Consider the following 14,304-nt stretch of genomic DNA (forward strand, 5'->3'; position numbering starts at 1 on the left):
ATACCCAACTGATGATGGTTTTGGATCAAACTTGCATACTACAGCAAGAGAGTTTGCGTCATGGGGGAACCTTCATCTTAACAACGGTTATCATAACGGCGTGCAAGTCGTACCTGAAGAGGTGATACGTATTTCTACTTCTCTTCAAAGTCCCAAATATCACGAAAAGGAACTCCCAGCACATGGGCTGTTCTGGTATGTTCAAGACCGACCTAGGTCGAAGAGTGAGATAGGAAATCTTGTTCCCGATGGTTCGTATCAAATTCTTGGCAACACCGGACCGATGTTGTTGGTCATTCCTGAGCACCAGATAGTAATCGTTAGGATGTACAACAAACGATTGAATTATGGCGGTGACAATTATCTAGACTATCTTCAAGAGTTCGGTAATTTAGCATCGATAACTTTTTCAACAAAATCGGCTATCCTCTGAGTAGAGCGAGATGAGTTGAGAAAGAAGACAGAGGAGCATCATCTCTGACTAGGACGATGCTCCTCTGTTCAAGGTCATTTTAGGTTTTTAGTACTATCGTAGAAACACGGTATTTTTTATTGATTTATAACAAGTCGGCCGCCAATCTTGCGAGAGACGAACGCTCCCCTTTTACAAGTTGGACGTGACCGAAGACATTTTGTCCTTTGAATCGTTCAACGGCGTATGTCAATCCGTTCGAATATTCATCTAAATACGGATGGTCGATTTGGTACGGGTCACCGACGAGAACAATTTTCGAGTTCTCCCCGACACGGGTAAGAATCGTCTTGATTTCATGTTTCGTTAAGTTTTGAGCTTCGTCGATGATGATGAACTGGTCGGGCATGCTTCTTCCTCGAATATAAGTGAGCGCTTCGAGTTGAATCGATTTCATGCCAGCTAGAATATTCCCTAGCTCATCTTTTGAATTGGCACTGAAGAGAAATTCTAGATTATCATAGATTGGTTGCATCCATGGACGTAGTTTTTCTTCCATCTCACCGGGCAAGTAGCCGATATCGTTCCCCATCGGGACGACCGGTCGGGCAACGACGAGCTTGTTGTATCGTTGCTCGTCCTCAACGAGTGAGAGTCCTGCCGCTAAGGCAAGGAGCGTCTTGCCGGTTCCCGCTTTCCCGAGTAACGTGACGAACGGAATGTCATCTCGTAACAATAAGTCGAGCGCCATGCGTTGCTGGACGTTTCGTGGATGAATCCCCCAGATGTGGTCAGCGTCAAGTGCTAACGGACGAACAATCGGTTGGAGCGTGTCGACCACTGCGAGCGCACTCGCTTTCGATACGTTACTTTTTAACACGACGAACGAATTCGGATATAACGTTTGTTTCGTCAATGCGGATGTCGGAAGTTGGCGTACTTTATAAAATTCATCGATGAGTGACTGATCGACCTCGATTTCACGATAGCCGGCATATAAATTCGTCGTATCGACGATATGGTCGGTCAGGTAGTCTTCTGCATCAATTCCGATCGCGTCCGCCTTCACACGGACCAATATATCTTTTGAGACGACGACGACTTTATGGTTCGTGTCATGCTCGTATTGTTTCATTAATTTTAAGGCAACGAGAAGAATGCGGTTATCGTTCGTCATCACGTCGAATGGAATATCGACTTCGTGTTCGTGTCCAATCTCGACAAAGAGACGTCCACCGTTTTCAAGTGGGACGCCGTCATGAAGTTTCCCCGAAGTTCGGAGCTGGTCTAGAACACGCGACGTTTCACGGGCATTCCGCCCGACCTCATCCATGTTTCGTTTTTTACCATCAAGTTCTTCTAAGACAATGGCCGGGATGACCACGTCATGTTCTTCAAATTGAAATAAGGATAGCGGATCATGTAGGAGTACGTTCGTATCGAGTACATACGTTTTTTTCATAGACTTTGCCGCCCCTCGACTATAGGATGGTAATCAAGAATGAAGACTTTCTTTCACTTCACGGTCTAATTTTTCCGCCGCTCGAATATCATACGTTTTCGTAATTTCGGGCTGAGCGTATGCTGCACCATAAAATGAGATATTTCTCACTTCTTCGACATGTCCTTCAAAAAAACGAAGATGAAGGCTCGGTTTTACCGCTGGTTCAAATTCTCGGATGGATGAAAGTAAAACATGATAGGACTGACCATCTTCGATAAAGATGAGACCTGCTGTCTTTTCGGTTGATAAAATCGTCACGATATGCGAATTCTTGGTTAACGCGAACCGCATCGTGTCCTTGTCGAGTGCTTGCACCCAACTGATGGCGTGGCTGATTGGCCAACGCTTTGCCTCATCAAAACCGACGAGAAATGTTAATGGCATGTCATTCAACAATCGCTGTTGAGCGGCTGTCAATTCAAACGTTGCCTTACTCGCCATTCAACTCCCCTCCTTTTAACCGGGTATGGTTGTACCATTCTCCCTTACCGATTCAATTCCCTGCTTTCAACGAATGAAATCATGCTATACTCATCCTATAGAGGAAGGTGAGAAGATGCGTGTAAAATGTTCTCTTTGCGATAAAGTCGAAACAATCGACTCATGGTCGTTTGAAGCAAAACGATTGCGCAACAAGCCCGCTAAAACGTATATGTGTCAAGACTGTCAGGAGCGAATCAGCGAACGTACGGCTGAACGCGCCGCATCTGGACAATTCAAGTTATATCCTACATTTCGACAAAAACGAAATTGGTAATGAAAACGGGCGCCTCCGAAGAGACGCCCGTATTTTTTTATGACTCGACTGCATCCTGACGACGGTTCCACCAAAGACGACCGCGATAAATGGCCAACACGATGGCCATGACAGCAAGTACTTCTGGAATCGGAAGACGACCGCGATAAATGGCCAACACGATGGCCATGACAGCAAGTACTTCTGGAATCGGCCACGTGAAAAAGACGAGCGCCATCGTACCTGCGCCAAGTGCAAGTAGAATATAGACAATCAGTGATTTCCACCATGCCAATTGTTTTGCAAAACCAAGCTTAAAGACGAGAATCGTCAGTAAGATGACCGTGACAACGAGTGCGTTGAATCCGACCGAAAAATCGTTCGGGTCGCTCCCGACACCTAGCATCGAGGCAATCCACGGAACATCAATTTGTGTGATATCGATTGTTTGAGAAGCTTTCAAGACAAAGAGTCCCCCTTTATTTCATACACATCCATTCTACACTATTCCATGCAAAAGGGAACGCCGAAGCGTTCCCTTTTTCACCTACTTATTCTTTACCAAGTTTACGACGCTTGTCAGCTTTCTCGCGTTCGTTCTTGTTCAAGATTTTCTTACGAAGACGGATTGACTCTGGCGTGATTTCACAGTACTCGTCATCGTTCAAGAACGTGAGCGACTCTTCAAGTGAGAAGACGCGCGGACGTTTCAAGACTTGTGTCGAATCTTTTGCTGAAGCACGCATGTTTGTCAATTGCTTCCCTTTAACGGCGTTAATCGCAAGGTCGACGTCACGGTTACATTCACCGATGATCATTCCTTCGTATACATCCGTACCTGGCTCGATGAAGATCGTTCCACGGTCTTCGAGTGCACCGATTGAGTAAGCCGTTGACTTCCCGTTTTCGATACAAACCATAACACCACTGCGACGACCACCGATATCAGCTGCGATATACGGACGGTACTCTTCGAACGTGTGGTTCAAGATTCCGTATCCACGTGTCGCCGACAAGAATTCGTTACGGTAACCGATGAGACCGCGTGATGGAACGATGAATTCCATACGTGTCTGACCGTTATCGTTCGTGTTCATGTTAGCAAGTTCACCTTTACGGAGACCAATCGACTCCATGACTGAACCTGTGTACTCTTCTGGTACGTCGATGATCACGCGCTCAAACGGCTCAACTTTCGTACCGTTTTCGTCTTCACGGATGATAACTTGTGGCTTCGACACTTGAAGCTCGTAGCCTTCACGACGCATGTTCTCGATCAAGATACCGAGGTGAAGCTCACCGCGTCCTGATACGACCCACTGGTCAGGAGAATCCGTGTTTTCTACACGAAGCGACACGTCTGTCTCAAGTTGTTTCATCAAACGCTCTTCGATCTTACGTGCAGTGACGAAGTCCCCTTCACGTCCTGCGAACGGCGAGTTGTTCGTCATGAAGCGCATTTGAAGTGTTGGCTCATCGATCCGAAGGAGCGGAAGTGGCTCTTCTTTACCGACTGGCGTGACTGTCTCACCGACGTTGATGTCTTCCATACCAGCGATGGCAATCAAGTCACCTGCTTTTGCTTCTTCGATTTCGACGCGCTTGAGGCCGAAGTAACCGAACAATTTCGTGACACGGAGTTGCTTCACCGTACCATCTGTCTTACAGAGTGATACTTGCTCACCGACTTTGATTTTCCCACGGAAGACGCGACCTACACCGATACGACCGAGGTAGTTATCGTAGTCGAGCATCGTTACTTGGAATTGAAGTGGCTCATCTGAGTTATCTACTGGAGCTGGTGTGTTTTCAAGAATTGTATCGAGCACGTGTGTGATCGTGTCTTCTTGGTTTGCTGGATCAGGATCGAACGAACTTGAACCGCTGACAGCCGATGTGTAGACGACAGGGAATTCAAGTTGATCTTCATCTGCGCCAAGATCGATCAAGAGATCGACGACTTCATCGACAACGTCGAGTGGACGAACCATCGGCTTATCGATTTTGTTTACAACGACGATTGGACGAAGTCCTTGGTCGAGTGCTTTTTTCAATACGAAGCGAGTCTGTGGCATACAGCCTTCACGCGCATCGACGACGAGGATAACGCCATCAACCATACGCATGATTCGCTCAACTTCCCCACCAAAGTCTGCGTGACCTGGCGTATCTACGATGTTGATACGTGTATCTTTGTAATCGATTGCCGTGTTTTTCGCGAGAATTGTGATTCCGCGCTCACGTTCGATATCGTTCGAGTCCATCGCACGTTCTGCGACTGCCTCGTTCGTCCGGAAAGTACCAGACTGTTTCAATAATTCATCGACTAACGTTGTTTTACCGTGGTCAACGTGAGCGATGATGGCTACGTTACGAAGGTTTGTTCTTACGTTCATGTAGTTATTCCTCTCTTATTTAAAAAGTTTCAGCTTTTCTTCAACTTTAAGAGTATAGCACACGTCACAGTACCTTTGTCGAGTGGAATCGACTGTGAACGTTTTCATTGGACGTTTTTTATCATACAATGGGGTGGAGAAGAGAAAATAAGGAGGAGTCTCCATGCAGCTTATGTTTCTATTGATTGCCATGGCCGTCGTCGCTGGGTTTGTCGGTATCGGCATCGGGGTGGCCGAAGGCAGCGCCGCCATCATTTTAGGCAGTCTCGTACTTAGTGGTGTCGCGACATTCTTTGGTATCCAATTACGCCGTCGCATTCTTTCTGATCGTCAATCTTCATGAATAAAGAGGGTTGCTCTGACAACAGTCGAGCAACCCTTTTTTCATGAAATGGATGAGTTAAATCGGACGCGTCAAGCAGATGCGGTCACGTAGGACTAAACCATCTTCCTCAATCGGATCGTATCCATGTTGTTTAAAATAATCACGTTCCACAGAATCAAATCGGAATCCGGCTTGTTGATAAAAGCGCAATTGCATGATGCTTGAATTCCCAGTACAAACGAGGAGTTCTTGGCCGCCGAGTGTTGTCGCCCGTTTTACCGCGTCTTGTAGCATCCGCTGACCAATCGTTTGGTTTTGTCTCTCCGGCTTCACCGCGATATTGACAAGCTCGACCCGTCCTGACCCGTGTGATACGAGCATATAGGCACCGACTATTTCTCCCCCGAGTAACGCTTTGAACGTTCGTCCTGTTTGAAACTGTTCTCGCACCATCGCTTCATTCGGATTCGCTAAAACGAGTAAATCACGAATTTCTTCGTACGATTCATGTTCCACGATTTGAAGATCCGGCTTCGCTTCTGGGGTCACCCCTTTTGCGATGACATAGTGTTTGATGACGTCATTGACGAATGTCTCGCTTCCTGCCAATACAGATGTTCTCCCATCGTATCGAATCGGTTCCCCATATAAGGAAACGACCCGTCCACCCACTTCTTCGACAAGCAATTTCCCTGCAGCATAGTCCCACGGCATGTTGCGCATCGTAATGTATCCGTCCACTCGTCCTGCGGCGAGCCAAGCAAGCTCAAGCGATGCAGCGCCATGCGCCCGTGTCCCAATCGAATCTCGAACAATCGGGGCAAGGATTTCCGGGGCAATTTGATGGTTCGGCGTGACCCACGTCGCATTCATACTTAAAAATGCATCTCTTACATGATGTTCATGTAGATTCGTCAATGTTCGTCCGTTCAATGTCGCACCATACCCTTTTCTGGCCATAAACATCTCATCCGCCATCACGTCATAGACGAATCCGTACTCTACGACTCCATCGACCATCACAGCTACCGAGATGGCGAACATACGCTTCTGATGAATAAAGTTTAACGTCCCATCAATTGGATCGACGAACCATACCGTTCCTGATAACGTGTCTGGCGTATCCGTCGTTCCTTCTTCCCCCATGATTTGATGGTCCGGGAATTGGTTTTGGATACGGCGGACAATCAGCTGTTCCACCGCTCGGTCAATCTCAGTGACCAAATCTCCTTTTCCGGTCTTTCGTTCCACTTCATAATGTTGATCAATCTCGCGACGAATCAGTTCTCCCGCCTGTTTGATTAAATCGACTGCAAACCATTCTATCATCTGTGATCACCTCAACTGTATTGTACCAAACAAAAACCAGTATCCGCTCGGAATACTGGTTGAATGTGTGTGTAATGGTCAGGCTTCGAGACGCAATAATTCTTGGCGGTACTTCTCCAACCGATGCTTGCTAGCCTGAACTGTAGCATCATCCTGTGACGCCATCGCATCGAAAAGGGTTGCCAATTCATAATCAATCTCCAAGCGCAGCACCGGAATCCGTTTTTCTGCGTCTTTTCTTTTGAATGCCTCAATCACTTGTTTCATAAGATGCCACACTCCTTTTGTTGGGCTACAAGTTACGGTTTAGTGAGTTGAATTGAGTATATCAGATAAAATTCGAAAAAGAAAGAGAATTGTCTGACTATTTTGAATTTTTTATCTTAATGGATATATTCCCAATTTCAATGCCCTTAAACCTGAATAAGTGTTAGATAACTGTACCCGATTTAAAGAAGAAATAACAAAAAAGCATGCCTGAATTTGCTCGGGCATGCTCGGACTTACAATTTAATCATCTTGCTCGACGACTTCATCGCTGTTTGAACGGTACGATACGTAGAATATCCAGTCTGTTCGTCGTGAACCGCGTTCAGTTGTTTCTCTTCTGACTTAGATGTTACGATTTGCTTAAAGGCACGATACGCGTCCAGGAAAACCTCACGCTCGACTCCACCTTCGTTCGCTTGTGCGACGACATTATAAAACTCGACGACCTCAATCAATTCATCGGTCGTCCAATCCGGATTAATCGGATAATTAATTTGCATATTGTTCACCTCGACACTCATTGTATCAACAAAAAAAACTATTGCAAGTTACGTCAGAAATCTCTATAGTTTTTTTGTTGCTTCTTTTTTTAAATCAACATAATAACGTAACGATATTATTCATCTAATAAATAAACTGATTCCAAGGGGGATTTACGATTGAAATTAAAAGGTGCTACTCAGCTCGAAACGCCACTATTTGACACGTTACTTGAACATGTCGACTCAAATCCGATTGCGTTCCATATTCCTGGTCATAAGAGCGGGAAAGGGATGGACCCGGAGTTTCGTGACTTTATTGGCGAAAACGCCCTAAAAATTGATTTGATTAACATTGCCCCACTCGATGACCTTCATCATCCAAAAGCGGCAATCGCTGAAGCGGAACGCTTGGCGGCAGAGGCGTTCCGTGCTGATGAGACCTTTTTCTCCGTTCAAGGAACGTCGAGTGCCATCATGGCGATGATCATGGGCGTCGTCGGACCGAACGAGAAAATCATCGTGCCACGAAACGTGCACAAATCGGTCATGTCCGCGCTCGTCTTGACGGGTGCGCACCCGGTCTTCATCCACCCAGAATTTGATGAGACGTACGGCATCGCACACGGGATTACAGCAAGTGCCGTAGAACGTGCACTCGAGCTTCACCCAGATACAAAAGCCGTACTCGTCATCAACCCGACTTATTTCGGTGTTGCGGGTGATTTGGAGCGCATCGTTGAGGTCGCTCATGCACAAGACGTGCCCGTACTTGTCGATGAGGCACACGGTGTCCATCTTCCGTTTCACGATGAACTCCCGCTCTCTGCGATGCAAGCGGGAGCGGACGTGGCGGCAACGAGCGTGCATAAACTTGGTGGCTCGATGACAGGAAGTTCCATTTTGAACGTACGCCGTGGTCTCGTGTCACCTGAGCGGATTCACGCGATGCTTTCGATGATCACGACGACTTCAACATCATACTTGCTCCTCGCTTCTCTAGATGCAGCGCGTCGACAGCTTGCGACGAAAGGTCATATGATGAACGAACGTGCGCTTGACCTTGCTCGAGCAGCACGGACAGCAATCGGTCAAATGCCAAACTTGTCGGTTTACGGACACGCGGAGCTTCACTCAGAATCGACTTATGCACTTGATGAGACAAAAGTTCTCGTATCGGTTCGTGAGCTCGGTGTGACAGGATTTGAAGTCGAGAAGTATCTTCGTGAGAAACACCGCATCGAAGTCGAGATGTCAGATCTATTGAACGTGCTCTTCATTGTCACGTCAGCAGACGATGAGTCGACGATTCAAGCATTGATTGAAGCGATGCGTGACGTCGTGTCTGTTTATCAGAAGTCTGGGAATGACTCATTATCGATCATGCTTCCAGAGATTCCACCATTGGCGCTAAGCCCGCGTGATGCGTTTTATGAAGAGACGGAGACAATTCCTCTTGAGAACGCCGTCGGACGCATTTCAGCGGAATTCATTATGGTGTACCCACCAGGGATTCCAATCATCATTCCAGGTGAATTGATCACAACGTCGACACTCGATTACATTATGGCCAACATCGAAGCCGGTCTTCCGGTTCAAGGTCTTGAAGATGAGTCTCTTCAGATGATCAAAGTCATCCAACAAACAAAAGCGATTCGCTAAACAAAAAATGAGCCGGTCATCGTGACCGGCTCATTTTTTATGTCATCTCAGAAAAGGTGGCTGTAGATGATCGAATTGCTTCCCCTATCGCCTATTATAAGAAAACGCTTACATGTTTTCAAGTGTCAATTTCTTCAGATGCTTCTGTTTTTTCAACTAGGCAGAGTCGTAAAAATTCAGCGACGTGCTCTGTATCATTCAAGTTAATGCCGAGCATCGGATACAATTGACGGGGTTCTTCTAAAGCATGCAGATCGAGAAGGGCCGATTGACCCGTTTGCATACAGACGACTAATACCTTGCCCATGAATTGGTGTGTATAGACGAAACCAAAGTCATAGCGGGCAGCTTCTGTCTCAATCCCGGTGAAACGTACACGACTCGTCTCGGATACGGTATATAATAACTCCTCATCGAATGCCATCAGGATTCCCTCCCTTCTCTCTTCACAAGTATTTTCCTTTATACTACAAGTATGAAACCTAAGGAGAGAGTCATCATGAAAATTGAGTATGCCAAATCGTCAAATCAAGAAACACTCGCGCAATTGATGCATGAGCTATGGCCCGACGCCCCGATTGAGGAATTGCGGATGGAAGTCAAACTCGGTCTTGCTTCAAAAAAAATGCATTATTTCATCGCATCCTCTAACACAACAGCGATTGGATTTTGCCAGCTCAGCTTCCGGCATGACTACGTGCCAGGTTCAAGCATGTCTCCGACAGCCTACGTGGAGGGAATCTATGTCGTTGAATCCGAGCGTCAGAGAGGTGTCGCTGCACGTCTGATTGATGCTGCGTCAATGTTCGCTGCACGTCATGGTTGTATCGAACTGGCATCGGATACCGAACTTGAAAACGAGAGCAGTCAACAGTTCCATGAGAAAATCGGATTCAAAGAAGTTGAACGGGTCGTCACCTATATCAAAAAACTCTCTCACGAAACGTGAGAGAGTTTTTTCTAGCGTGCTTATTTAACGACGTGGATTGGCATACCCATTGCGATTTCAGCAGCTTCCATTGCCATCTCACCGAGTGATGGGTGAGCGTGGATTGTAAGTGCGATATCTTCAGCAGTCATACCAGCTTCGATTGCGAGACCAAGCTCAGCAATCATATCTGATGCGCCAGTACCCGCGATTTGAGCACCGATCAAGAGACCGTCCTCTTTGCGAGTGATAAGCTTCATGAAGCCGTCTGGCTCGTCAAGTGCAAGTGCACGACCGTTCGCCGCGAATGGGAATTTCGAAACTGTGATTTCGAGTCCTTCTTCTTTTGCGAGTGGTTCAGTGTAACCAACCGTTGCGAGTTCAGGATCTGTGAAGACGACTGCAGGGATTGCAGAGTAGTCGAGGTAAGCTGGCTTACCTGCTGCTGCTTCCGCTGCGATTTTCGCTTCGTAAGATGCTTTGTGTGCAAGTGGTGGTCCAGGAACGATATCACCGATTGCATAGATGTTTTCGTTCGAAGTCTTACACTGGTCATCGATTTCGATGATTCCACGGTCGCTGATTTTAACGTCCGCGTTCTCAAGACCGATGTCGCCTGTGTTTGGACGACGACCAACTGTGACGAGGACATAGTCCGCTTCAACAGATTGCTCTTCACCGTTTACTTCAAACTTAACAGTTACGCCGTCTTCCGTTTCTTCGACACCTTTAGCAAGTGCGTTTGTGTGGATTGTGACGTTCCCTTTTTGTTTGAGTTTTTTCTTAACGATTTGCGTCATTTGTGGTTCGAAACCAGACAAGATGTCGCTAGCGCCTTCTACAACAACTACTTCTGTATCGAAGTTAGCGTATGCAGTACCGAGCTCCATACCGATGTATCCACCGCCGATGACGACCAGTTTCTTCGGTACTTCAGGAAGTGCCAATGCGCCAGTTGAAGAAAGGACGCGTTTTGACCATTTGAACGATGGAATCTCGATTGGTGTAGAACCAGTCGCAACAATCGCTTTTTTGAATTTGTAAGGAGTTGAGCTGTCTTCTGTGATGACACGAACTGTGTCTTCAGAAGCGAAGAAAGCTTCACCTTGAACGATTTCAATCTTGTTTCCTTTAAGGAGACCTTTGACACCGCCAGTCAATTTGTTAACAACTGACTGTTTCCAGTCTTGAACTTTTGTGAAGTCCACTGACACGTTGTCAGACGAGATTCCCATTGAATCATGTCCTTTAGCGTGTTGGAAGTTGTGTCCAGCTGTGATCAACGCTTTCGATGGGATACATCCGACGTTTAAGCAGACACCACCGAAGTTGCCTTTCTCAACGATTGTTACTTTCATTCCGAGCTGTGCGCCACGGATTGCGGCAACGTATCCACCAGGACCGGCACCGATGACAAGCAAATCAGTTTCTTGTGCGAATTCTCCTACTACCATGTTCTTATCCCTCCATCATTAGAAGTGCTGGGTCTTCGAGCAAGCGTTTCACCATGTTAAGAGCGTTTTGTGCAGTCGCACCGTCGATGAGGCGGTGGTCAAAGCTGAATGAAAGTGCAAGTACTGGCGCAGCAACGATTTCACCGTTCTTCACGACAGCTTTCTCAGCGATACGACCGATACCGAGAATTGCAACTTCTGGGTGGTTGATGACAGGTGTGAACCATTGTCCACCAGCAGAACCGATGTTTGTGATTGTGATCGATCCGCCTTTCATGTCTTCCCCAGCGAGCTTACCTTCACGAGCTTTACCTGCAAGTTCGTTAATGTTTGTAGCAAGTGCATAGATTGATTTACGGTCTGCATCTTTTACGACTGGTACAACGAGTCCGTTGTCCGTGTCAGCTGCGATACCGATGTTGTAATAGTTTTTGTAAACGATTTCTTCGTTCACGTCATCGATTGAAGCGTTGATTGTTGGGAATGCTTTCGCTGCAGCAGTCAATGCTTTCACGACGAATGGCAAGTACGTGAGTTTCACGCCTTGGTCAGCCGCGACTTGTTTGAAGTCTTTGCGGAGTGCGACGAGTTTTGTAACGTCGACTTCGTCCATGAGTGTAACGTGTGGTGCAGTGTGTTTCGAGTTAACCATAGCTTTCGAGATGGCTTTACGGATTCCACGGATTTTCTCACGTGTTTCAAGTTCTGGAGTCGCTGACTCATAAGGCTTGATTTCCGTTTTCGCAGCTGCTGCTGGTGCTACAGATTCTGTTTTCTCTGTTGTAGCTTCTGCAGACGGTGCTTCACCGTTCGCGAATGCATCGATGTCTTCTTTCAAGACACGACCGTTGTCGCCAGAACCGTTTACTTCACGGATGTCGACACCTTTTTCACGTGCATATTTACGGACAGATGGCATTGCGATGACACGCTCAGATTTGTGAAGTTGAACATCGCGTGGCGCGTCTTCTTTCACATCTTCTTTTACGTCTTCTGTCTTCTCTTCTGCTTTCGGTTGTTCAGGTGTCTCTTCTTCTTCACCTGCTGGTGCGTCGCCTTCGATGTCAAACGTAATGAGGACGTCGCCGACTACGGCAACTGTACCTTCAGAAACTTTAACTTCTTTGACTGTACCGTCGACTGGAGCTGGGATTTCAACGACTGCTTTGTCGTTTTGTACTTCTAAAAGAACATCGTCCTCTTTGACCGTATCCCCTGCTTTTACGAACCACTTGACGATTTCACCTTCGTGAATACCTTCACCGATATCTGGTAATTTAAATTCAAATACTGCCACTGGTTTTTCCTCCCATCAATTCATCATGTAAACACGACAAGGGAGAAGATTCTCCCTTATCATTTATTCGACACGATCTTAGAAGTTCACAACTTCCTTAACTTTTGCAACGACATCTTTATGGTCTGGTAACCACATGTCTTCACCTTGTGCAAATGCGAAGACTGTGTCTGGTGCAGTTACTCGAAGAACTGGTGCTTCGAGGTGAAGAATTGCGCGTTCTTGAATTTCAGTTACAACGTTCGCAGCGATACCTGCTTGACGTTGTGCCTCTTGAACGACGATCGCACGACCTGTTTTCTTAACAGATTCTACGATTGTGTCGATATCAAGCGGGCTCACTGTCATGAGGTCGATGACTTCAACGTTGATGTTTTCTTTTTCGAGTTCTTCCGCTGCTTTAAGTGAAGTGTGCACCATCGCACCGTAAGTGATGATTGAAACGTCTGTACCTTCACGCTTCACATCTGCTTTACCGAGTTCGATTGTGTAATCACCTTCAGGTACTTCGCCACGGAATGAACGATACAATTTCATGTGCTCGAGGAACACAACTGGATCGTTGTCACGGATTGACGCGATCAACAAACCTTTTGCATCGTAAGGAGTCGATGGAATAACGACTTTAAGACCAGGTGTCTGAGCCATCAAACCTTCAAGGCTATCCGCGTGAAGCTCAGGTGTCTTAACTCCACCACCGAATGGTGAACGGATTGTGATTGGTTGGCTGTAAGCGCCGCCTGAACGGTAACGCATACGTGCCATTTGAGCAGCGATTGAGTCGAATACTTCGAATACGAATCCGAAGAATTGAACTTCCATGATCGGACGGAATCCAGTAAGACCTAGACCGATTGCAAGACCACCAATCCCTGATTCAGCGAGTGGCGTGTCGAAGACACGGTCTTCGCCGAGCTCGTCTTGGAGACCTTCCGTCGCACGGAATACCCCACCGTTTTTACCAACGTCTTCTCCGAAGAGAAGTACTTTCTCGTCGCGTTTCATTTCAACGCGCATCGCATCAGTAATCGCTTGGATCATTGTCATTTGAGCCATAACTTACTTCGACTCCTTTGCAGTATATTCTTCAAGCTGTTCTTTCAAGTTTGAAGGAAGTTCTTCGAACATGTTGTTGATGAAGTCCGAAACTTTTTGTTTTGGTTCTTTGTCAGCTTGGCTGATTGCTTCTTTCACATCAGCTTTCGCTTGCTCGATCACTTCGTTCTCCATGTCTTCGTTCCAGAGTTTCTTGTTCTCAAGGAAGAGACGGAAACGTACGAGTGGATCTTTTTCTTGGTACTCTGTGTCGAGTTCTTTTGTACGGTAACGTGTTGGGTCATCCCCAGCGAGCGTGTGTGGTCCGTAACGGTAAGTGAGTGACTCGATAAGTGTCGGTGTTCCTTCGAGTGCGTCTACGCGAGCTTGTTGTGTAGCTGCAAGCACTGCAAGAACGTCCATTCCGTCTACTTGGATCCCGTTGATTCCAGCTGCAACAGCTTTTTGCGCGATCGT

17 protein-coding genes are annotated in these 14,304 nt (G+C 46.7%); 5 read left to right on the forward strand and 12 right to left on the reverse strand.

The genetic code is table 11. From position 1 onward, the window contains the following. Positions 1-433: serine hydrolase (locus ON063_RS12570; protein WP_274665366.1), on the forward strand; the 433-nt coding region annotated here is incomplete at its 5' end. A gap of 124 nt (positions 434-557) precedes the next feature. On the opposite strand, the gene ON063_RS12575 is transcribed toward ON063_RS12570, so the two are convergent. Further along, on the reverse strand, positions 558-1,874 hold the full coding sequence (locus ON063_RS12575) for a PhoH family protein (RefSeq protein ID WP_214695586.1): 1,317 nt from the start codon (positions 1,872-1,874) through the stop codon (positions 558-560). A 33-nt stretch (positions 1,875-1,907) separates the two neighbouring features. Next, positions 1,908-2,357 (reverse strand): hypothetical protein, encoded by a 450-nt coding sequence (locus ON063_RS12580; protein ID WP_214695585.1) that lies wholly within the window; start codon positions 2,355-2,357, stop codon positions 1,908-1,910. A gap of 115 nt (positions 2,358-2,472) precedes the next feature. Between ON063_RS12580 and ON063_RS12585 the strand changes: the two genes are divergently transcribed. Continuing rightward, positions 2,473-2,673: a YlaI family protein gene (locus tag ON063_RS12585; RefSeq protein ID WP_074034957.1), complete on the forward strand. Its 201-nt coding sequence runs from the start codon at positions 2,473-2,475 to the stop codon at positions 2,671-2,673. A 37-nt stretch (positions 2,674-2,710) separates the two neighbouring features. Here the strand turns inward: ON063_RS12585 and ON063_RS12590 are convergent, their stop codons facing one another. Together ON063_RS12590 and typA are read right to left on the reverse strand one after the other, a co-directional pair. Then, entirely contained in the window at positions 2,711-3,115 is a 405-nt protein-coding gene (locus tag ON063_RS12590; RefSeq protein WP_274665367.1) for a YlaH-like family protein, read from the reverse strand. An 88-nt stretch (positions 3,116-3,203) separates the two neighbouring features. Next, a complete protein-coding gene (typA, locus tag ON063_RS12595) occupies positions 3,204-5,048 on the reverse strand; it encodes a translational GTPase TypA (protein WP_074034963.1) in 1,845 nt (614 codons plus the stop codon). A gap of 163 nt (positions 5,049-5,211) precedes the next feature. On the opposite strand from typA, the gene ON063_RS12600 reads away from it, so the two are divergent. Then, positions 5,212-5,391 (forward strand): DUF5325 family protein, encoded by a 180-nt coding sequence (locus tag ON063_RS12600; protein WP_074034965.1) that lies wholly within the window; start codon positions 5,212-5,214, stop codon positions 5,389-5,391. Between the two features lie 57 nt (positions 5,392-5,448). Here ON063_RS12600 and ON063_RS12605 read toward each other — a convergent pair whose 3' ends face one another. The 3 genes from ON063_RS12605 to ON063_RS12615 all read right to left on the reverse strand — a co-directional run bounded on the left by ON063_RS12605 (position 5,449) and on the right by ON063_RS12615 (position 7,472). After that, the gene (locus tag ON063_RS12605) at positions 5,449-6,702 is read right to left on the reverse strand and encodes an inositol monophosphatase family protein (protein ID WP_274665368.1); all 1,254 of its coding nucleotides are present in this window, start codon (positions 6,700-6,702) and stop codon (positions 5,449-5,451) included. A gap of 78 nt (positions 6,703-6,780) precedes the next feature. Then, positions 6,781-6,969, reverse strand: a complete 189-nt coding sequence (locus ON063_RS12610) for a hypothetical protein (protein WP_015881266.1) — start codon at positions 6,967-6,969, stop codon at positions 6,781-6,783. Between the two features lie 236 nt (positions 6,970-7,205). Next, positions 7,206-7,472: a UPF0223 family protein gene (locus ON063_RS12615; protein ID WP_274665369.1), complete on the reverse strand. Its 267-nt coding sequence runs from the start codon at positions 7,470-7,472 to the stop codon at positions 7,206-7,208. A gap of 159 nt (positions 7,473-7,631) precedes the next feature. On the opposite strand from ON063_RS12615, the gene ON063_RS12620 reads away from it, so the two are divergent. Further along, entirely contained in the window at positions 7,632-9,113 is a 1,482-nt protein-coding gene (locus ON063_RS12620; RefSeq protein ID WP_274665370.1) for an aminotransferase class I/II-fold pyridoxal phosphate-dependent enzyme, read from the forward strand. A gap of 118 nt (positions 9,114-9,231) precedes the next feature. Here ON063_RS12620 and ON063_RS12625 read toward each other — a convergent pair whose 3' ends face one another. Beyond that, positions 9,232-9,537, reverse strand: coding sequence for a DUF3055 domain-containing protein (locus tag ON063_RS12625; protein WP_074034985.1), 306 nt, complete (start codon positions 9,535-9,537; stop codon positions 9,232-9,234). 75 nt (positions 9,538-9,612) lie between these two features. Here ON063_RS12625 and aac(6') point away from each other — a divergent pair, with 75 nt between their 5' ends. Further along, positions 9,613-10,062 (forward strand): aminoglycoside 6'-N-acetyltransferase, encoded by a 450-nt coding sequence (gene aac(6') / locus ON063_RS12630; RefSeq protein ID WP_274665371.1) that lies wholly within the window; start codon positions 9,613-9,615, stop codon positions 10,060-10,062. A gap of 20 nt (positions 10,063-10,082) precedes the next feature. On the opposite strand, the gene lpdA is transcribed toward aac(6'), so the two are convergent. From lpdA to ON063_RS12650, 4 genes are all read right to left on the reverse strand, one after another. Beyond that, positions 10,083-11,495, reverse strand: a complete 1,413-nt coding sequence (gene lpdA / locus ON063_RS12635; protein ID WP_074034989.1) for a dihydrolipoyl dehydrogenase — start codon at positions 11,493-11,495, stop codon at positions 10,083-10,085. A 4-nt stretch (positions 11,496-11,499) separates the two neighbouring features. Then, on the reverse strand, positions 11,500-12,792 hold the full coding sequence (locus ON063_RS12640; protein WP_274665372.1) for a dihydrolipoamide acetyltransferase family protein: 1,293 nt from the start codon (positions 12,790-12,792) through the stop codon (positions 11,500-11,502). 78 nt (positions 12,793-12,870) lie between these two features. Beyond that, positions 12,871-13,848 (reverse strand): alpha-ketoacid dehydrogenase subunit beta, encoded by a 978-nt coding sequence (locus ON063_RS12645; RefSeq protein WP_074034993.1) that lies wholly within the window; start codon positions 13,846-13,848, stop codon positions 12,871-12,873. A gap of 3 nt (positions 13,849-13,851) precedes the next feature. Then, positions 13,852-14,304: thiamine pyrophosphate-dependent enzyme (locus ON063_RS12650; protein ID WP_274665373.1), on the reverse strand; the 453-nt coding region annotated here is incomplete at its 5' end.

This window comes from Exiguobacterium sp. B2(2022), from assembly GCF_028823655.1.
Taxonomy (GTDB): domain Bacteria; phylum Bacillota; class Bacilli; order Exiguobacteriales; family Exiguobacteriaceae; genus Exiguobacterium; species Exiguobacterium aestuarii_A.